This window comes from Paucimonas lemoignei, assembly GCF_004342585.1.
In the GTDB taxonomy this organism is placed as follows: Bacteria; Pseudomonadota; Gammaproteobacteria; order Burkholderiales; family Burkholderiaceae_D; genus Paucimonas; species Paucimonas lemoignei.
The window spans coordinates 51,136-71,223 of sequence record NZ_SLZQ01000014.1 but is presented as its reverse complement, the minus strand read 5'-3'; the positions used below and the strand labels follow the sequence as shown (position 1 = coordinate 71,223).

The 20,088-nt window shown below is 60.0% G+C and carries 17 protein-coding genes; 7 read left to right on the top strand and 10 right to left on the bottom strand.

All coding sequences use genetic code 11. The annotated features are described in order from the left end of the window. Positions 1–67: 67 nt before the first annotated feature. Positions 68–706 carry a Smr/MutS family protein gene (locus tag EDC30_RS16860; RefSeq protein ID WP_132260025.1) on the top strand — a complete coding sequence of 213 codons (639 nt, stop codon included), beginning with the start codon at positions 68–70 and terminating at the stop codon, positions 704–706. 111 nt (positions 707–817) lie between these two features. On the opposite strand, the gene EDC30_RS16855 is transcribed toward EDC30_RS16860, so the two are convergent. Both EDC30_RS16855 and EDC30_RS16850 read right to left on the bottom strand, forming a co-directional pair. Next, positions 818–1,156: a P-II family nitrogen regulator gene (locus EDC30_RS16855; protein WP_132260024.1), complete on the bottom strand. Its 339-nt coding sequence runs from the start codon at positions 1,154–1,156 to the stop codon at positions 818–820. Between the two features lie 45 nt (positions 1,157–1,201). Continuing rightward, positions 1,202–3,280, bottom strand: a complete 2,079-nt coding sequence (locus EDC30_RS16850; protein ID WP_132260023.1) for an NAD(+) synthase — start codon at positions 3,278–3,280, stop codon at positions 1,202–1,204. A gap of 193 nt (positions 3,281–3,473) precedes the next feature. Here EDC30_RS16850 and EDC30_RS16845 point away from each other — a divergent pair, with 193 nt between their 5' ends. Next, positions 3,474–4,622 carry a GNAT family N-acetyltransferase gene (locus tag EDC30_RS16845; RefSeq protein ID WP_132260022.1) on the top strand — a complete coding sequence of 383 codons (1,149 nt, stop codon included), beginning with the start codon at positions 3,474–3,476 and terminating at the stop codon, positions 4,620–4,622. A 62-nt stretch (positions 4,623–4,684) separates the two neighbouring features. Then, entirely contained in the window at positions 4,685–5,725 is a 1,041-nt protein-coding gene (locus tag EDC30_RS16840) for a serine/threonine protein kinase (protein ID WP_132260021.1), read from the top strand. Between the two features lie 69 nt (positions 5,726–5,794). Here EDC30_RS16840 and EDC30_RS16835 read toward each other — a convergent pair whose 3' ends face one another. The 6 genes from EDC30_RS16835 to hemC form a co-directional block, all read right to left on the bottom strand. Then, on the bottom strand, positions 5,795–7,408 hold the full coding sequence (locus EDC30_RS16835) for an HDOD domain-containing protein (protein ID WP_243656833.1): 1,614 nt from the start codon (positions 7,406–7,408) through the stop codon (positions 5,795–5,797). A gap of 190 nt (positions 7,409–7,598) precedes the next feature. Continuing rightward, positions 7,599–8,141 (bottom strand): inorganic diphosphatase, encoded by a 543-nt coding sequence (gene ppa, locus EDC30_RS16830; protein WP_132260019.1) that lies wholly within the window; start codon positions 8,139–8,141, stop codon positions 7,599–7,601. A 39-nt stretch (positions 8,142–8,180) separates the two neighbouring features. After that, positions 8,181–9,407: a heme biosynthesis protein HemY gene (locus EDC30_RS16825; RefSeq protein WP_132260018.1), complete on the bottom strand. Its 1,227-nt coding sequence runs from the start codon at positions 9,405–9,407 to the stop codon at positions 8,181–8,183. Further along, the gene (locus EDC30_RS16820) at positions 9,407–10,570 is read right to left on the bottom strand and encodes a uroporphyrinogen-III C-methyltransferase (RefSeq protein ID WP_132260017.1); all 1,164 of its coding nucleotides are present in this window, start codon (positions 10,568–10,570) and stop codon (positions 9,407–9,409) included. The genes EDC30_RS16825 and EDC30_RS16820 overlap by 1 nt, the downstream gene beginning before the upstream one ends. Further along, on the bottom strand, positions 10,567–11,337 hold the full coding sequence (locus EDC30_RS16815; RefSeq protein ID WP_132260016.1) for a uroporphyrinogen-III synthase: 771 nt from the start codon (positions 11,335–11,337) through the stop codon (positions 10,567–10,569). Before EDC30_RS16815 ends, EDC30_RS16820 begins: the two co-directional genes overlap by 4 nt. Then, the gene (gene hemC / locus EDC30_RS16810) at positions 11,338–12,333 is read right to left on the bottom strand and encodes a hydroxymethylbilane synthase (RefSeq protein ID WP_132260043.1); all 996 of its coding nucleotides are present in this window, start codon (positions 12,331–12,333) and stop codon (positions 11,338–11,340) included. It lies immediately after the preceding gene. Between the two features lie 94 nt (positions 12,334–12,427). Here hemC and ppc point away from each other — a divergent pair, with 94 nt between their 5' ends. Both ppc and EDC30_RS19640 read left to right on the top strand, forming a co-directional pair. Further along, positions 12,428–15,265, top strand: coding sequence for a phosphoenolpyruvate carboxylase (ppc, locus tag EDC30_RS16805; RefSeq protein WP_132260015.1), 2,838 nt, complete (start codon positions 12,428–12,430; stop codon positions 15,263–15,265). A gap of 142 nt (positions 15,266–15,407) precedes the next feature. Then, complete coding sequence (locus EDC30_RS19640; RefSeq protein ID WP_207907316.1) at positions 15,408–15,812, top strand: hypothetical protein; 405 nt, start codon at positions 15,408–15,410, stop codon at positions 15,810–15,812. 33 nt (positions 15,813–15,845) lie between these two features. On the opposite strand, the gene EDC30_RS16795 is transcribed toward EDC30_RS19640, so the two are convergent. Beyond that, complete coding sequence (locus EDC30_RS16795; RefSeq protein WP_132260014.1) at positions 15,846–16,682, bottom strand: LytR/AlgR family response regulator transcription factor; 837 nt, start codon at positions 16,680–16,682, stop codon at positions 15,846–15,848. Next, positions 16,654–17,730, bottom strand: a complete 1,077-nt coding sequence (locus EDC30_RS16790; RefSeq protein WP_132260013.1) for a sensor histidine kinase — start codon at positions 17,728–17,730, stop codon at positions 16,654–16,656. Before EDC30_RS16790 ends, EDC30_RS16795 begins: the two co-directional genes overlap by 29 nt. Before the next feature lie 125 nt (positions 17,731–17,855). Here EDC30_RS16790 and argH point away from each other — a divergent pair, with 125 nt between their 5' ends. Both argH and EDC30_RS16780 read left to right on the top strand, forming a co-directional pair. Further along, a complete protein-coding gene (gene argH / locus EDC30_RS16785; RefSeq protein WP_132260012.1) occupies positions 17,856–19,250 on the top strand; it encodes an argininosuccinate lyase in 1,395 nt (464 codons plus the stop codon). Between the two features lie 241 nt (positions 19,251–19,491). Next, entirely contained in the window at positions 19,492–20,076 is a 585-nt protein-coding gene (locus EDC30_RS16780; RefSeq protein ID WP_132260011.1) for a TRAP transporter small permease subunit, read from the top strand. Positions 20,077–20,088 lie beyond the last annotated feature (12 nt).

Genomic DNA, 20,088 nt, shown 5'->3' with positions numbered 1-20,088 from the left:
CCGCAAGGCGGGCTCTGAATAATGAATCTCCGCCCGCCGGATTGGATCGCACATACGGTTAAGCATCATGGCCACCTTCAAGGATTTCGCCTCGCTCAAGTCATTGAGCAAGGAACTCAAGCAGAAGGAAGAAGCACGCAAGGCGGAAGATGCCGAACGCAAGCGCAAGGAAGAGGAAGCCCGGCGTGAAGCCGACCTGTTCCGGCGCAGTATCGGCGACGTCAAGCCGCTGGCCTCGCACAACAAGGCCAGCCACACCCCAACTCTGCCGCCACCGATAGCGCGCCAGCGCGAAGCGGATGAACAAGCCGCGCTGCAGGAATCGCTGTCGGACGAGTTCAGCATCGAAACGCTCATGGAGAGCGACGAGGCCTTGAGCTATGCCCGCCCCGGGATTGGCTCGGATGTGCTGCGCAAGCTGCGGCGCGGCCACTGGATAATCCAGAGCCATCTCGACCTGCATGGCATGCGCACCGACGAAGCGCGCGAGGCATTAGCGGAATTTCTGCGCGATGCCGGCAAGCGCGGCTTGCGTTGCGTGCGTATCGTTCACGGCAAGGGCCTCGGCTCCGTCAACAAGAAACCCGTCCTGAAAAATAAGGTGCGCAACTGGCTGGTGCAAAAGGATGAAGTGATCGCCTTTTGCCAGGCGACGCCCCCAGAAGGCGGCGCCGGCGCGCTGGTGGTGCTGCTGAGGGCGCAATAAAGAGAGTCCGGCAAGGACAACGGTAAGCAGGGCGGAAGGCAATCAAGCCTTGGCTCGCTGTAAGCTGCAAAAACAAAAGGCGCATTTTCATGCGCCTTTTTTCTTACCCGATTACACGGCGTCCGGACCGGTTTCGCCGGTACGGATGCGGATGACCTGTTCGACGCTACGCACGAAGATCTTGCCATCGCCGATCTTACCGGTACGGGCGGACTTGATGATCGCGTCGACCGCGGTGTCAACCACCTTGTCGTCCACTACCGCTTCGATCTTCACCTTCGGCAGGAAATCGACCACATACTCGGCGCCGCGATACAGTTCGGTGTGTCCCTTCTGGCGGCCGAAACCCTTGACCTCGGTGACGGTCAGGCCCGAAACGCCGACTTCAGCCAGCGCTTCACGCACTTCGTCCAGCTTGAAAGGTTTGATGATGGCGACGATCTGTTTCATGGATTTGCTCCCTGATTTCTGAAAAAATTTAGTCTGTTACCGCGATTATTCCTGAATTCCGCGGTCATGGGAAATTTGCTCCGGTATCCGCTTCAAATCCTCCATCCACACCGTTGCCTCCGAATCGCTCGGAGCACGCCAGTCGCCGCGCGGCGAAAGCGAGCCGCCGGAACCCACCTTGGGCGCATTCGGAATGCAGGAACGCTTGAACTGGCTGGTCTTGAAGAAGCGGTAGAGGAATATCCCCAGGTTGCGCTTGATCGCGGCAAGAGTATATTCATTGCGCGCCACGTGTGGCCCTTCCGGCCAGCGCCCCTTCTCCTTGTCGCCCCAGGCGGAATATGCCAGGAACGCGACCTTGCCAGGCGTGAAGCCAAAACGCAGGGTGTAATACAAGTGGAAGTCCTGCAATTCGTACGGGCCGATGAATTCTTCGGTTTTCTGTCCCGGACGGTCGCCGCCCTTGCCTGGTACGAGTTCCGGGCTGATGTCGGTATCGAGAATATTGATGAGGACATCGGAGCCCTGGCCGCCGATCTGCCCGGTTTCCGCCACCCAGCGCACCAGGTGCGTGATCAGCGTCTTGGGCACGCTGGCGTTGACGTTGTAATGCGACATGTGGTCGCCCACGCCATAGGTGCACCAGCCCAGCGCCAGCTCGCTCAGGTCGCCGGTGCCAATGACAATCCCGTTTTGAAAATTCGCCAAGCGGAACAAGTGATTGGTGCGTTCGCCTGCCTGGACGTTTTCAAATGTAATGTCGTATTTTTCCTCGCCTGCGGCATAGGGGTGACCGAGATCCTTGAGCATTTGCAGGCAGCTCGGGCGGATATCGATTTCGCTGGCCGAACAGCCGACCACTTCCATAAGCTGACGTGCCTGCAACAAGGTCCTGTCGCTGGTAGCAAAGCCCGGCATGGTCACGCCGAGAATATTCGTGCGCGGCAGGCCCAACCGGTCCATCGCCTTGGCGCAGACCAGCAAGGCATGGGTCGAATCCAGTCCGCCGGAAATGCCGATGACAACCTTCGAAATGCCTGACGCCGACAAGCGCTGCACCAGCGCCTGCACCTGAATGTTATAGACTTCCGCGCAACGCTCGTCGCGCCGTGTCGCATCGGACGGCACATACGGAAAGCGTTCGACGTGCCGCTGCAGCGGCATGACTTTATCGAGCGGCAGTTCAAGCGCAAACGAAACGGTACGGAATTTCGCCACTTCGTCGCGATGCCGGCGTGCCGATTGCCCGAAGGTCGTCATGCGCATCCGCTCACGCGACAACCTTTCCAGATCGACGTCGGCACAGATCAGATGCGACTCGTCCGAGAACCGCTCGGATTCCGCCAGCTTCTCGCCATTCTCATAGATCAGCGCCTGTCCATCCCATGCCAGGTCGGTCGAGGATTCGCCCTTGCCTGCCGAGGTATAGAGATAGGCTGACAGGCATCGTGCCGATTGTTGCGAGACCAGCTGGTGACGGTAACCCGACTTGCCGACAACGATATTCGACGCCGACAGATTGACCAGCACTGTCGCGCCGGCCAGCGCGGCGAAGGACGATGGCGGAATCGGCACCCATACATCCTCGCAAATCTCGACATGGAATTTCAGCAGCGGGAAATTCGCCACCTCGAACAGCAATGACGGTCCGAACGGCACGGTCTGCCCGAGCAAATCGATTTCCGAGACCGATGCGCAATCCGCCGGCACGAACTGCCGCGCCTCGTAAAACTCGCCGTAATTCGGCAGGTAACTCTTGGGCACGACACCCTGGATGCGCCCTGATGCAACCACGACGGCGCAGTTGAACAGCAGGTGCTGGACTCGCAGCGGCAAGCCGACCACCAGCGCCATGGGAATACTTTTCGATGCCTCGACGATGGAAGCCAATGACTCCTTGCAGGCTTCCAGCAAGGTACTCTGATGGAACAAGTCGTCGCAGGTATAGGTGGACAAGCCGAGTTCGGGGAACACCATCAGCGCCACGCCGCTGCCTGCAGCATTTTTTGCCAATGCAATGGTTTCCGCCGCATTGTAGGCAGGATCGGCAATCCGGCATTTGGGAATGCCGACCGCGACGCGGGCAAAATCGTGGGAATAGATATTAAAAAATGGTTTGGTCATCTTTTGTTTTACTCTCAGAAAGCCCTTGGCAGTTTGCAGGCCGGCGCACCTGTCATTGCTCTTGGCCCGGCATGACTATATGCAGTCGTGCCAAGCCCGTACCGGCCAGAATCGCGTTAATCTGCTATCGTTGAAATCCGAAATCGCAAAACATTGAGCTGCCGGTAGGCAGCCTGCATCTCTGAACGGGTTCATGGTCAATTATCGCACGTGTATCGTTTCCTCTCTGGACGAGATCGGCCAGTCAGCCTGGGATAGCCTGGTAGCCCTGCAGCCGGAAACCAATCCCTTCCTTTCTTACGCATTTCTTTCCGCTCTTCATGAAACCGGTTGCGCCACGCCGGAAACAGGCTGGCAGCCGCAATACCTTTGCCTGTGGCGGCAGGATGAATTGCATGCCGCCCTGCCCCTTTACGTGAAGTCGCACTCTTACGGCGAATACGTCTTCGACTGGAGCTGGGCCGATGCCTATCGCCGCCATGGCGTGCGCTACTACCCCAAGCTGCTGTCGGCCATTCCATTCACTCCCGTCTCCGGTGGCAGATTGTTGGCTCGTGATACTGCCGCCCGGCTGGCGCTGGTAGAATCATTGGCCGACTTGCAGCGCAATGCCGGCCTATCCTCCACCCACATCCTTTTTCCGCCGGAAGACGAAGCCAGGCTACTGCAAGAGTCGGGTTTCCTGCTCCGGCGCGGCGTGCAGTTTCACTGGGAAAATGCAGGCTATGCCCATTTCGATGATTTCCTTTCTACACTGGACCGCAAGAAGAGCAAGAATATCCGCGCCGAACGCCGCAAGGTCTTTGAAGCTGGCATCAGCTTCCGTCATGTCCCCGGCGCGCAGGCCACCCCGGCCGACTGGGCCTTTTTCCAGCGCTGCTATGCCAATACCTATGCCGAGCACCATTCGACGCCCTACCTGAACCTGGATTTTTTCGAGCGCATCGGCACGACCATGCCGCAGCATATCCTTTTGGTTTTCGCCGAACGGGAAGGCAAGCTGATCGCCTCTTCGCTGCTGGTGCACGACCAGAAGGCGCTGTACGGCCGCTACTGGGGCACACTGGAATATGTGCCTTGCCTGCATTTTGAAACCGCTTATTACCAGCCGCTCGAATTCTGCATTCGCCAAGGTATCGGCAGCTTCGAGGGCGGCGCCCAGGGCGAACACAAGCTGGCCCGCGGCTTCATGCCGCGGCCGACGTGGTCGGCGCACTGGCTGGCCGATCCCGCGTTCGCCGATGCGATCCGCCACTTCCTCCGCCAGGAAGCCGGCGGCATGGCAGCCTATATCGATGAATTAAACGAGCATGCGCCTTTCAAAAATGTCAAAAGTTGTTAATACGTCACATTAGCATCACCAAGTAATTGCAAGTTACGTATCTTGCGGGCAAGCTGCTATTCATGATAAATGCTCAAGCCCATCCCCAGAAGCCGGCCGCTTCTGCTCCTGAAATCAAGCGTATCGGCCGTTTCACCGTCATCCGTGAACTGGGTCGGGGAGCAATCGGCGTCGTCTACCTGGTGCATGATCCGATCATCGATCGCCAGATTGCCATCAAGACATTCAATCCGAAGCTCACGCAACTCGAGCGCAAGAAACACGAAGAACAGCTCATCAACGAGGCCCGTGCCGCCGGCCGCCTGTCGCACCCGCATATCGTTACCATCTTCGATGCCAATACCGAAGGCGGGATGACTTTCATCGCCATGGAATACCTGCAGGGGCGCGAACTGAGTCGCCTCCTGGCGCGCCAGCATCCCTTCGAGCTCAACGATATCGCCGCCATCATCTGGAAAGTCGCCGATGCGCTGGACTATGCGCACCGTAACGGCGTGGTGCATCGCGATATCAAGCCCGCCAATATTTTCATGGTGGGCGAAAACCAGCCCAAGGTCGTGGATTTCGGCATTGCCCGCTCGCCCAACCGCGTGGCCGACCAGTTTGCCCAGACCAACGACGCGCCCTACACGCTCTTCCATAACAATATTCTCGGCACGCCGACTTACATGTCGCCCGAACAGGCTTGCGGCGAACCGGCGGATTTGCGCTCGGACATTTATGCGCTCGGCGCGGTGATGTATGAAATGCTGGCCGGGCGCAAGCCATTCCAGTCGCAGGACACGGAAAAGCTGTTGCAGATGATCGCGCTGAAGACGCCGCCGGCGCCGCACGAATTGAATCCCGAAGTGCCGGAAGCGCTGTCGCAGATCGTCATGAAGGCCATGCAGAAGCGCCCGGAAAAACGCTACCAGCATGCGCACGAGATGGCCAATGACATCAAGCGCTATCTCGTCAAGGGAAAACGCCCGCAGCCGCCGAAGCCAGAGCAAAAGAATAAAGAGAAAGCATCCGGATCGGGACGCCGCTGGCTGTTTCTGGTTGCCGGGTTGCTGGCAGCGGCGGGGACTGCCGCGATTCTTCTGCCACGCCTACTGAACTGATCAAGCCGCACAGGCGACAACCGGGTGCGCAACACCCGTCCTACCCCGTCTAAAGAAAATCGATGCCGGTCAGCGCGGGCTCAGCGCTGCCACCACTTGCCCTTTGAGGGTCTTGATCATCGCGGCCTCATCCGGCGGCACGCCTTCCATTGCCGTCACTGTCCGGTCAGCATAGAAAAACCCGATCGGCTTCTTTTGCACCACCAGCGGCAGCACGATGAAACTGCGCGTATCCGGCAAAAGGCTACGGTGCCAGCCCGGAATCAGATCACAGATCTTGGGATCGGTGGCATCCGAGATCAGCAAGTCGACATCATTGCTCATCGCCAGATGAAACAGGTCGCGGGTGACATTGGCCGAAAACCCGAACCCGGCCTGGAGCGCGGTATTGTTTTCTCCCAGTGAAATGCGGGCTCGGAACTGGTTGGTTTTGACATCCTTCAGGCAGACTGTCGCGAAGCGAAAACCCATGCCGCGGTAAATCGTCTCCAGCACCAGCATGACGAGGTCATTGGGCTTACAGCGGCCCGAAGCCATCATTTCCGTGACATCCTGCACGCCGGTCAGCAGCAGGTCACGCGCATTGATCGGCTTGCCGCTGGCGTGCCTTGCCAGGTTTTGGCCAGGATCATCCTCGTCCGCTGTCTGCAGCAGGAATTCGGCCGGCAAGCCCATGATCGAGCCATCCTCGCCTTCCAATTGGCGCCACAAGGCAGATGCCTCCGGCTTGGCGGCATTTTGTTCCACTTTAGCGACGGGGCTCAGTTTCAGTTGCCCCGCCAAGGCGCTGGTTTCCTCCGCCACGCTGGCAAGCATCTGATCCAGTTTGGCCTGATCGATGTTCAACGCCGCGCCAAAGCGGGCGACCAGGGCGCTTGCGCCACCGGCATGTTCAGGCTCAGCGAGCAGCTTGGCAGCGGCGCTGCTGAAAGCGGCTACCTGCTGAATCCATTCCTGGCGATTGCGCGCCACGCGCAACGTGCCGCCGGACAGTGGAGCGAGTGACTGGATGATCGAATCCGGCATTTCCCAGGCCGACATCACGGTTTCGGAAAGCGTCTCGAAGCTGGTGCCGATGACTTGATGCGCAGCCCTGGCCAACGGCATGCCGTCACGCGCCAGCGCATTGATTTCGGCATATAGCGAGTGGTCGTGCGCGGCGACCAGCAGTTGCCCGATATTCTTGAACAGCGCCGCAATCGCCGCTTCTTCGGCATCTTTATGCAGACTGCGACGTGCCAATTCACGTCCGAACATGCTTGCAGATAGCGACTGCAACAATTCGTTGCGCACGCCGGACGCACGAGTGCCGGGCATGCGATCGACCAGCAGCATCCCGAGCGCGCAAGTTTTGACCGTCTCGAAACCGAGCAAGAAGATGGCCTTGGACACCGTCGTCACAGCCGAATTCGGTGCATGAGTGCGATGATTGACGGAATTGGCAAGACGCAGGATTTTTTGCGTCAATCCCACATCCGACATGATGAAGTTTGCTAGGCTGCGCACGGCTTCATCATCCGATGAGGCCATCTGCACCACCCGTGACACCGAACTTCCCAGAGCCGGCAGGTTGCCATTGGCGCTGATCTTGTCCAGCAATTCTTCGCGCACTGCAGTCAATTCATCTCTGTCTTGTACAAGTTGCGCAGAAGCGGCTCTTGTCTCCCCGGTGTGGTTCGCCACAGCTAATACCTTTTTGTCCATTCGCATCGGATCCACAACCGGAGTCCGGCGATGTTTTATCGTCTCTCTAATCTACTGGATTCGGGTAGCCCGAACAACAGCCGGATAGCGATTTTGTCGCGCTGTGACATTATTTATAAAAAAAGCGCACAACCTGTGTGCGCTTTTGTCAGCAATGCGGCGTTGCGGCTTATGCCTTGCCTGCTTCCTTCTTGTAGTTTTCTGCGCCGGACAGGATTTCTGCCTTGGCATCATCGGGACCACCCCAGCCTTCCACCTTGACCCACTTGCCTTTTTCCAGATCCTTGTAGTGCTCGAAGAAGTGCTGGATTTGCTGCAGGCGCAGATCGTTGATGTCTTCCGGCCTCTGCCAGTGGGTGTAAATCGGCAGGATCTTATCGACCGGCACAGCCAGCACCTTGGCGTCTTCGCCGCCTTCATCCTTCATCTTCAGCACGCCGATGGCGCGGCAGCGCACCACCACGCCCGGGATCAGCGGGAACGGCGTGATCACCAGGACGTCAACCGGATCGCCATCGCCGGCGATGGTTTGCGGAACATAGCCGTAGTTGCAGGGATAGTGCATGGCCGTTCCCATGAAACGGTCAACGAAAATAGCGCCGGTTTCCTTGTCGACTTCGTATTTGATCGGATCGGCATTCATCGGGATTTCGATGACGACGTTGAAATCATTCGGCAAATCCCGGCCGGCGGGAACGTTACTCAGACTCATGGTGCTTTCTCTTGGATGAAATTAACAAAACAATACGGATTATAAGGTCTGGAGCTCGGCAGGCGTACCACTCAGCATGCCCGCCAGTGCGCACTGACGGTAATGCGATTGCGCAAGCTCTTCCTGGCCCAAGGCTTCATGCATCTGCGCCAGCTTGAGGTGAGCTTCACGCACGATCGACGTATCGTCGGCGTCGGCCAGGGCTTGCTCCAGGAAGCGCTGGGCCTTGCCCCATAACTTCTGTTTCAGGCAGAGCGTGCCCAGCGTCAGCGTCAGTTCGGCATCGCCAGGTCGTTTGGCTTGCCATTCTTCGCAGCGTTCGATCTGCGCAATAAGTTCGGGCGAACCTTCTGCGGCTGCAGTGCGGCGATAGACGCGGATCAGGCGTTCGTCCCACTCGGCCGCCAGGGCTTTTTCCAGAATCGTGCGCGCCTCGTCTGCCAGCCCGCACCTGATGAATGTAGTGGCGGCATGACATGCCACCTGCGGCTGCACCTTGTCGGCGGCGGGCACGTCGGCCCAGGTGCGGCGGATCGATTCCGCATCCAGCATCTTGCCCGACAACAGCGCCTCGTAGGCCATCTCGCGCAAGCGGCGCGACAGCGCCGGATGCAGCGCCTTATGCTTGTCGAGCACGCGCACCAGCCGCACCACCTCGGGCCAATTCTGCGCCTGCTGGTTGGCCTTGAGCGCCAGCCGCAAGGCATGAATGTGGCGGGTGCCGCTGGCATTGAGTTCATCAACCGCAGCCAGCGCCGTATCGGGTTCGCGACCATCCACCATGAGTTCGAGACTGGTCATGAGCCGCGCTGTCCTCAGGGAAGGATTGTCCGAAATCTGGGCGAGCCATTGATCGCGGCGCGCCGCCTGGTCAAGCCGGTGCGCGGCCTGGGCGCCGATCAGTGCTGCCAGTCCGGCGTTTTCTTCAGAACCGGCTGCTCGCTTGGCGGCTTTTTCCGCATGGCCGAAGCGGCCTTCCAGCAAAGCCTTGAGCGCATCGCGCAATGCCTTGTTGCTTTCACGTTCGCGTTTGTCGCGGCGGTATGCGGCGACGCGCTGCGGCATCTTCATGGTGACACTGAGTGCCTTGAGCGCGTAATACATCAGGAAAAACAGCAAGCCCGCCAGCAGCAGGAAGAAATTCAGCGACAGGTCGATCCGGTACGGCGGATAAAAGAACACCACATTACCCGGATTGAAGCGCGCCACCGCGGCCAGGCCGACCGCCGCGGCAAAGATGAAAAGTAGCCAGAGAAAGAATCGCATTATGGCGTAGCTTTATAGTTTCGCACCGCATTCAGGCTGTCAGCCAGCGTCGGCATTTCGATCGACAGATTACTGTTCTGAATCTGCTTCAACAGCGCTTGAGCGGTCTGGGTTTGCTTGGCGCCGGTATCGAAATACCGGACGATGGTGTCCTGGGCGGCAAGGATATCGTTGCGGAATGCCGACTCGTTGCGCGACAGGAGCGCCAGGCGCGCGCTCAACAGGCGCAGCTTGAGATTTTCGCGTGCATAGAAAGCCTGGGTGGGAGACAGCAGCAAGGCATCCGGCGTGGCGACTTCACGCACGCGAACGAGCTGTTTTAATTCCACCCAGATCTCATTGCTCCAGCTATCCCATTTGTTACGCGCCACGGTCATCCAGTCGTTTGACGTGTCGGCTGGCGCGGCCAGTCCGAACGCAGCCACGGACTTGGACTGCTTGACGCGCGCATTCTTTGGCTGGGTCGCCGGCACGGCGGGTTTCTCATCCGACAAAAGCGGCAGAGCATCGACTTGCCCGATCACGCTATCCAGGCGCAGCGCCATGCCGGTGACATCGACGATCGGCAGTGACTTGAGTTTTTCCTGGTCGCGCGCAATTGCGCGGCGGATGGTGATGAATTGCGCCTTGTCGGAACGCGACAGCAGCCGGTCGGCATTCTGCAATGCGATCAGGGCGCCGGGAACGTTACCGGCCAGCTGCAATTGCTGGCTGGCCGTGGACAGCACCTGTTCGATTTCGGACAGTGCCCATTCATCGCGATTGTGCGCCAGTTCCTGGTATAGCTGCTCAAGCGCCACCTGCTGGCTTTGCGCCTCGGTCTGCTTGTTTTCCAGGACATTGACCTTGGCTTGCAATTCCTTGGAAGTTTCCTGCGCCGCCTTGGCCAGCAAGCGGGTTTCGGTATTCAGGGCTTCGCCGCTCTGCAGGCGCTGCGCCAGGGTGGAACGCAAGCTATGCAGTTCCTTACGGGTAGTCCACCACTGCGCCGCCAGCAGCACGGCCAATATCAGCAGTGCCAGCGGCAGCAGTCGCTGCATGCCGGTGCGGGAAGCGGCTGGAGCGCCAGCAGACGGCACAGCACCTGCAGGCGCGGCTGCGGCGCCCGTTGTAGACTCCGGGCGCGGCATGGATTCGGAATGGGAAGAAGGCAGTTCGTTCATGATGAGGATTGTAACGCGGCAAGCAAACCTTCGTCGCCTGACCTTGTCTCGGTAATATTCACAAAACCCAGTATCCGTGCGGTTTCTGCAATCCGCTCGTGCGGCAGCAGCACATGCTGTTGTTGCATTTTTACGACGCCGATCTCTCCGCGCAATTGCCGCACCAGCTCCACGAGGTTCCGCAAGGCTTCCGAACTGGTGATGAGCCAGTCTGCAGATGCATCGAGCAAGCTCTCCAGCCGCTCACTGTGCTCGGCATCCAGAACCGGTGCGCAACGCCGGTAGGCCGGCACCGGAAAAACATGGGCGCCGGCGGCGCGCAATTCATCGGCCAGCAATTCCCGCCCGGTCTCGCCGCGGATAAGCAACACGTCGCGGCCGCGCAGCGCTTCTTTATCGAGCACTTCCAGCAATCCTTGCGAATCGTTGCGCGCCCCTTCCCTGGGACGCAGGATGGTGGCGTTGCTATCGTCGACGCCATGCCTGGCCAAGGCCTTGCGACTTCCCTCACCCACTACCGCCAGCGACATTCCAGTCGGCCAGCGGGGGCGTAGGGCAAATGCCGCATCGATGGCATTCGGACTGACGAAGGCAACCAGCGCATAGCGTTCCAGTTCAGCCAGGGCAGCACGCAGCGCCGCCGGGTCAGGCAAGGGATGAATTTCAAGCAGGGGAAACAGCACCGCCTCGCGACCCAGCGCGGCAACCGCCGTGGCCAGCGCATCGGCCTGCGCAGCCGGCCGCGTGATGACGACAGGCCCGGTCATTCAGGCAGGGTTGTTGACGCACGCCGCCAGGATGGCAGCGGCATCCTGCGACTGCAGAGCAATCGCCACCTCGCGCCCCAGGGCTTCCGGCGCATCCGCCGCGCCGCTGGCATCTGCCGTCGCGACTCGCTTCCCGTCCGGCGTCGCCACCATGGCACGCAGGTGCATGGTGGCGTCATTAACGGTCGCGAATGCCGCCAGAGGAATCTGGCAACTGCCGCCGAAGGTCCGCGATACCGTGCGCTCGGCCGCCACCGCCTGCGCAGTTGCGGCATGATTCAGCGGCGCCAGCAGCTCGCGCAACTCCGGACGTCCCGCCGGAATCTCGATGGCCATGGCGCCCTGCCCCGGTGCCGGCAGGCTTTGCTCAGGCTCGATCACGGCGCGGATGCGCTGCGGCAGGCCAAGACGTTTCAGGCCGGCTGCAGCCAGGATGATGGCGGCATATTCGCCACGGTCGAGTTTTCCAAGGCGGGTATCGAGATTGCCGCGCAATGGCTTGATGACGAGATGCGGATAGCGCGCGGAAATCAGGGCCTGGCGACGCAGGCTGCTGGTGCCGACGACGGCACCAGCCGGCAATTCATCGAGCGAGGCGAAATCGTTGGAGACGAAGGCATCGCGCGGATCCTCGCGTTCCAGCACGGCGGCCAGCTCGAACCCTTCGGGCAATTCCATCGGCACGTCCTTGAGCGAATGTACCGCCAGATCGGCACGGCCTTCGGCCATGGCCACTTCCAGTTCCTTGACGAACAGCCCCTTGCCGCCGACCTTGGACAGGGTACGATCAAGAATTTGGTCGCCGCGCGTTGTCATGCCAAGAATTTCAACGTTACACTGTGGATATAATGCCAACAGCCGCGCGCGAACGTGTTCGGCTTGCCACATCGCCAGCCGGCTTTCCCGTGAAGCGATGATCAATTTCGAAGGAACAGGAGATTTCGACACCAGGACTTCCCAAATAAAAACGATACCGCCGGACAGATCGCGCGGCATAGATAAGCTTGCGCGAGATTTTATCATGCCCCCTACGCCAGACTCGGCCACAAGCCGGATCCACTGGTCATAAATAGTGATTACCGTCAACGCCATGCCTAAATCCATATCACGCCCTGCTCGCTTCATTCGCTCGACTCAATCGGCATCCGACAAGGATGAGCCGCTCAAGGAAGATATTCGCCTGCTGGGCCGCCTGCTTGGCGACGTCTTGCGCGAACAGGAAGGCGAAGCCGTCTTCAACGTGGTGGAAACCATCCGCCAGACTGCGGTGCGCTTTCGCCGAGAATCCGACGCCCAGGCTGCCGCCGACCTGGACCGTCTCCTGAAAAAACTGACGCGCGACCAGACGATTTCCGTGGTGCGGGCGTTTTCCTACTTCTCCCACCTGGCCAATATCGCCGAGGATCAGCATCACATCCGCCGTCGTCGCGCCCATCTGCTGGCAGGCTCGGCGTCGCAACCGGGCAGTGTGGCATTGGCGCTGGATCGCCTGGATGCCACCGGCATCGGCGCCGGCAAAGTGCGCCAATTCTTCGACCGCGCACTGATCAGCCCGGTGCTGACCGCCCACCCGACGGAAGTCCAGCGCAAGAGTATTCTCGATGCCGAACACGCCATCGCCAAGTTGCTGGCCGAGCGAGACCGGCAATTGACGCCGCGCGAACAGGCGGCCAACACGGAAATGCTGCGCGCCAAAGTCGCCACCCTCTGGCAAACGCGCATGCTTCGCTACAACAAGCTGACGGTAGCCGATGAAATCGAAAATGCCCTGTCTTACTATCGCATCACCTTCCTGCATGAATTGCCTGGCCTTTACCAGGACATCGAGGATGAGCTCGACCAGCGGCATGGCCGCAAGCCACGCGCCGGCTCGAAGGCGCTGCCGCCTTTCATGCAGATGGGCAGCTGGATCGGCGGTGACAGGGACGGCAATCCGAATGTCAACGCCGGCACCATGCGGCATGCCTTGAAGCGGCAATCCACCACTATCCTGGACTTCTACCTGGAACAGTGCCATGCGCTGGGCGCGGAACTGTCGATTTCGACGCTGCTGGTCGATGTGAGCTCGGAGCTGCAAGCCCTGGCGGAAGCATCGTCCGACACCTCGCCGCACCGGCAGGATGAGCCGTACCGGCGCGCGCTGGTCGGCATCTATGCGCGGCTGGCTGCCACTGCGCGCCTGCTGGGCGCCGGCGAAATCCCGCTGCGGGAGGTCGCGCCGGCGGCACCCTACGCGGACGTTGACGAATTCACGCGCGACCTGCAAGTCCTGAGTGATTCGCTGCGCTCGCACCACGGCACAGCGCTGATCAAGCCGCGTCTGGCCGCGCTGCGCCGCGCTACCGAAATATTCGGCTTCCATCTCGCCACGCTCGACATGCGCCAGAGTTCGGACGTGCACGAGCGCGTGCTGGCCGAGCTGTTTGCCCGGGCAGGCGTCGCCGCGGACTATGCAGGTCTCGGCGAAGAAGAGAAAGTGAAACTCTTGCTGGCCGAGCTGGCACAGCCGCGCCTGCTCTACACCCCCTACCTGCGCTATTCGGATGAAACCGCTGCGGAACTGGAAGTCATGCGCACCGCGCGCGAAATCCGCAGCCGCTACGGCGAACGCGCCATCCGCAACTACATCATCTCGCACACGGAAACCCTGTCGGACATGCTGGAAGTACTGGTCTTGCAAAGGGAATCCGGCCTGCTGCGCCACGACAGCGTCGGCCAGGAACTGATGGTGATCCCGCTGTTCGAGACCATTCCCGATCTGCGCCATGCCGCCGACATCATGGAGCAATGGCTGGCGCAACCGCTGGTGAAGCAGCTGGTGAAGCGTCGCGGCATGCTGCAGGAAGTCATGCTGGGGTATTCCGATTCCAACAAGGATGGCGGATTCCTGACATCGAACTGGGAGCTGTACAAGGCTGAAACACGCCTGGTGGAACTGTTTGCCCGTCACGGCGTCACGCTGCGTCTCTTCCATGGCCGCGGCGGCACAGTGGGGCGCGGCGGCGGGCCCAGCTATGAAGCGATCCTGGCCCAGCCGCCGGGCACCGTCAATGGCCAGATCCGCCTGACCGAACAGGGTGAAATCATCGCCTCCAAGTTCTCCAATCCGGAAATCGGCCGGCGCAACCTGGAGCTGCTGGTGGCGGCAACCCTGGAAGCCAGCCTGCTGCCGCACTCCGACGATCCGCAGCAATCGGCTCAGCTGGCCAAATTCGAAGCCGTCATGGAAGAACTGTCGGAGCGCGCGTATCGCGCCTATCGTGCGCTGGTGTACGAGACGCCCGGCTTTACCGATTACTTCTTCGCCGCCACGCCGATCGCTGAAATCGCCGAGCTGAATATCGGCTCGCGCCCGGCATCGCGCAAGGCCAGTCGTCGCATCGAGGATTTACGCGCCATCCCCTGGGGCTTTTCATGGGGACAGTGCCGCCTGCTGCTGCCAGGCTGGTACGGCTTCGGCAGCGCGGTAGCGTCGTGGCTGGAGGATGGCCCCAGCTCCAAGACCTCCAGGCTCGCCACCCTGCGAGGAATGGTTCAGCAATGGCCTTTCTTTGCCACGCTGCTGTCCAACATGGACATGGTGCTGGCGAAAACCGATCTTGCCGTAGCCTCGCGTTATGCCGAACTGGTAGCCGATAAAAAACTGCGCAAGGCGGTATTCACGCGCATCGTCGAAGAGCATGAGCAGACGGTTGCCTGCCTGGCAAAAATCACCGGGCAATCGGAGCGACTGGCCGAGAATCCCTTGCTGGCGCGCTCGATCAAGAACCGCTTCGCCTACCTTGACCCGCTCAATCACCTGCAGGTCGAGTTGATTAAACGGCATCGTGCTGTTGCAGGCAAACCGGAAAAGATTGACGCACGGGTACATCGCGGCATACATTTGTCAATTAACGGGGTGGCTGCGGGCTTGCGCAATACTGGTTAAGTCCGGTTAGCATCGATCCAGCCGCCAGCAAGGAGACAACCCGGCAATGCCGGCCAATGCGCAGATAACCATTAAAAATGGCGCTGCGCCGGCCGGCATCCAGGGGACACAAGCTACCGTCATAGAAATGGTGGAGGACAAAATGAGCCAGATTTATTCAAAGACCGCAAAGGGCCAGGAGGAAATCAAGACCCGTGCCGGCGGTCTTTCGCAACGCATGCGACAGGTACTGATTTTCATCGATGGAAAACGCAGCCGCGACGATCTCTACGGCATGCTCAAGGGCGAAGATCTCGATGAACAACTTGCTGCGCTGGCAGCCCAGGGATTGATCGAAGCCACCGGCGGCGCAGCACCGAAGCCAGCTGCAACGCCCGCTCCTGCCGCCCCTGCTGCGGCGCCAGCCGCCGCAGCGCCAAAACCGGCGCCGGCTAAAGCACCCGAAGCTCCCAAGGCCACGTCGGAAGAACTCGAACGCAAACGCCGCGAGGAAGAAGAACAGGCCGAGCTGCTCATGGCGCGCAGCTTCATGGGAAAAATGTCCTGATTTTAAAAATCCGTTTATACCAGCGCCGGCCGGCTAGCAGCGGATCAGCGCTTTTACCTGCGGCCATTGCCGGCGCGAGACCGGCAAGCGTTCCGGCACCCCACGTACGATCACCTGCCAGGTTTCCTGGGGCTTGTCGCCCTTCTCCAGCCTGCCATCATGCTCGGCATGGTTTTCCCTGTGCCGTTCGCTGTCGATATCCGTTCCCAGCGGCGCGCGTTCGACTCCCTCCACCGCATTACGCGCCACCAGGGCGTTGCGATGCACACGCAAGAATACTTCGGCCAATTCATCCTCGATCGACGCAAGCGACTCCTCGATCAAATGGCTGCGCGTGGCAGTCCGCAGCGTGACATACTTGGCCTCGGCCTTGAGGTACAGCACTTCGGCCACCGGCACCAGCAACAGGCGGCCGCGCTCCTGCACTGAAAAATTGCGGCGTTGCTGGCGCAAGCTGGCGGTTGCCGCCACGAGTGCCGGCTTTTGCGCCTGCGCCGCGATCAGCGATGCCGTGCGCTGGATCGCCTGGGCCAGGCGCTCGGCGCGCACGGGTTTGAGCAGGTAGTCCAAAGCATGCACTTCGAAAGCCCGCAAGGCATATTCGTCGAAGGCGCTGACGAAAATGACGGCCGGCGGCGCTTCCATCGTTGCGAGATGACGTGCCAGTTCCATGCCGTTTATTCCCGGCATCTGCACGTCCAGCAGGACGATATCCGGCCGCGCCGAGGCAATCAGATCCAGTGCCGCCTGTGCATGCGCAGCCTCTCCCACCAATTCATGCGGGCAGACGGATGCGATATCGGACAACAGCATGGCCAGGCGCGCACGCGCCGGCGCTTCATCATCGACGATCAACAGACGCGGCAGCATCTTCATCCTTTCTGGACCTCACGTAAGGAATGCGCAATTTCACCTCAAACAAGCCATCGTTTACCGTGGTAGTCAGCTGCGCCTCGACATCGTAAAGCAGCGCCAGGCGCTGACGGATATTGTTCAGGGCCATATGATTTCCGCCGGAAGGCGCGGCGTCGCCGTGATAGGGGTTGGCGATGGCGATTTCAATGCGGTCGAGCTGGCGGCGGATATCGATGCGGATCTGCGCCGTTTCGCTGGCCGGCTCGACGCCGTAATGCACGGCATTCTCCAGCAGCGGCTGCAACAGCAATGCCGGGATTTGCGCGCGCTGCAGCACTTCCTTGCTGATATCGATGGGATGCCATTTCACCTGCAACCGCTCGCCCAGGCGCACTTTCTCGATTGACAAGTACTGCCGGCACAAGCGGATTTCCTGTTCGAGCGTGGTCAGGTCGCGGGCATCGCGCATCAGCACACGGAACAAATCGGCCAGGTCTTCCAGCGTGGTTTCGGCGCGGCGCGGCTCGGTGCGGATCAGCGACAATACGGCGTTCAGGCTATTGAACAGAAAGTGCGGGCGGATCCGCGCCTGCAATGCCTGCAGCCTTGCTTCCACAAGCGCGGGCGAATAAGCTCGGGTACGCAGTTCGAAGTAATGCTGCAGCGTGATGCCGATCAGCGCCGCAGCCAGCCCGACCTCCGCCGGGTGCAAACCATCCAGGCTGTCGAAAAACAGCACGTTCGACGACAACACACGGATCAGCAAACCTGCAATCGCCGCCGGAACCAGCGCACACAAGGTACGCTGCACCCATAAAGGCATGCTATAGATCAGCTTGCGCAGGCCGCATAGCGCCACCAGCGACAGCAGGCTGACCATTTCGATGAGCGGCGTGGTTTCGACGAATTTGGCAAGGCCGGCCTGCCAGCCGCTGTTTTGCAAAAGAATGCCGGCCAAAAACGCAACATTCACCGCTACCAGCGCGCGGAACACCACGCCGATATTGCAGCAATCGGGAATCACGATCTCGACCGGCGCCCGGTCGGGGCTGATGGCATGCATAAAAATTCGAAGTTGTTATGTCGCGCCGCGCGGGAAGCGGCGCGCTTGTTTTATAATTGCGAATTCCTCAAATACCCGGTTCCAGCCTATTTCGCGGCGCTTCCGGGTAACTATACCACCCGATTATGACAGCACAACTCTCCAAAAAGGGCGAAGCCTGGTCGGCACGCTTCTCCGAACCCGTCTCCGATTTGGTCAAACGTTACACCGCTTCGGTATTTTTCGACAAGCGCCTGGCCAAGTTCGACATCCAGGGCTCGCTCGCGCACGCCGACATGCTGGCGCACCAGGGCATCATCAGCGCCAAGGACCTGGAAGACATCCGCCGAGGCATGGCACAGATCGAGTCGGAAATCGATGCCGGCAAGTTCGAGTGGCTGCTCGACCTCGAAGACGTGCACCTGAATATCGAAAAGCGCCTGACCGAACTGGTCGGTGATGCCGGCAAGCGTCTGCATACCGGCCGCTCGCGCAACGACCAGGTCGCCACCGACATCCGCCTGTACATGCGTGCCGCCATCGACGATATCACGGCGCTGCTGCGCGGCCTGCAAAGCGCCCTGGTCGATCTGGCGGAAAAGAACGCCGACACCATCCTGCCGGGCTTTACCCACATGCAGGTGGCACAGCCGGTCACGTTCGGCCACCACATGCTGGCTTACGTCGAGATGTTCGGCCGCGACGCCGAGCGCATGGCCGATTGCCGCAAGCGTGTCAACCGTTTGCCGCTGGGTTCCGCCGCGCTGGCCGGCACCACCTTCCCAATCGACCGCATGCGCGTGGCACAGACGCTGGGCTTTGATGACGTCTGCCACAATTCGCTGGATGCCGTCTCGGATCGCGACTTCGCCATCGAATTCTGCGCCGCCGCGGCTCTGGTCATGACGCACATCTCGCGCATGTCGGAGGAACTGGTGATCTGGATGAGCCCGCGCGTCGGCTTCATCGACATCGCCGACCGCTTCTGCACCGGTTCGTCGATCATGCCGCAAAAGAAAAACCCCGACGTGCCGGAACTGGCGCGCGGCAAGACCGGCCGCGTCAATGGCCACCTGGTGTCCCTGCTGACCCTGATGAAAGGCCAGCCGCTGGCATATAACAAGGATAACCAGGAAGACAAGGAGCCGCTGTTCGATACCGTCGATACCGTCACCGACACCCTGCGCATCTTCGCCGACATGGCACAGGGCATCACCGTCAAGCCGAACGCCATGCGCGCCGCCGCCCTGCAGGGCTATGCCACCGCCACCGACCTGGCCGATTACCTGGTCAAAAAAGGCTTGCCTTTCCGCGATGCGCATGAAGCGGTGGCACATGCCGTGCGTAGCTGCGACGACCGTGGCTGCGACCTGGCCGACCTGGCTCTGGAAGATCTGCGCAAGTTCTCGTCGTTGATCGGTGAAGATGTGTATGCCGTACTGACACTGGAAGGCTCGGTCGCCGCCCGTAACCATGTCGGCGGCACCGCGCCGCAGCAGGTACGCGAAGCGATCGCGCGCTGGCGCACGCTGTTGGGCTGATTGCCGGCCAAAGTCTTCTGCTTCACCATTCTGCAGGCGGGTTATCCCGCCTGCAGAACGTTTACGGGACTTTTTCGCTAGCTTTTGCTATAACTGATACATAGCGATGCAAAATAGACATCGCCTGGCAGTATCAATAAATGCATATTTTCTGAATAAATAATTGTATACTTGCCCATTGGAAAAAGCTCAAAAAGCCTGCTATCCAATAATTCCACATTCTTCCGGAGACAATCCCCCCATGAATGCCCTACTTTCCCTCAGCCGGCTTATCGATGCCATAAACATCAAGATCGGCCAGGCGGTCAGTTGGCTGCTGCTGGCGGCAGTCCTGATTTGCAGCGGCAATGCACTGGTGCGTTACATTTTCCACATCGGCTCGAACGCCTGGCTGGAAATCCAGTGGTACCTGTTCGGCGCCGTGTTCCTGCTCGCTGCCGGGTACACCCTGCGCCGCAATGAGCACGTGCGCATCGACGTGGTCGTCAGCAGATTTTCCAAGCGTACGCAAGCCTGGATCGATGCCCTGGGCTTTCTGCTGTTCCTGCTGCCGATTACTCTCCTGGTGCTGTACTTCGCCATTCCCTTTGCCGTCGATGCGATCCGCAGCCAGGAAATGTCGAGCAATGCCGGCGGCCTGATCCTCTGGCCGGCCAAGCTGCTGGTGCCGATCGGCTTTTTCCTGCTGGGCCTGCAAGGCATTTCCGAACTGATCAAGCGCATCGGTTTCCTGATGGGTAAGGTAGATGCCTCGGAATTCGAACGACAAGCTGTCAAGCCTGAAGATGAAGTAGCGGCAATCAAGGCCGCCAACAAGATCGACTAAACGGGCCGAGGA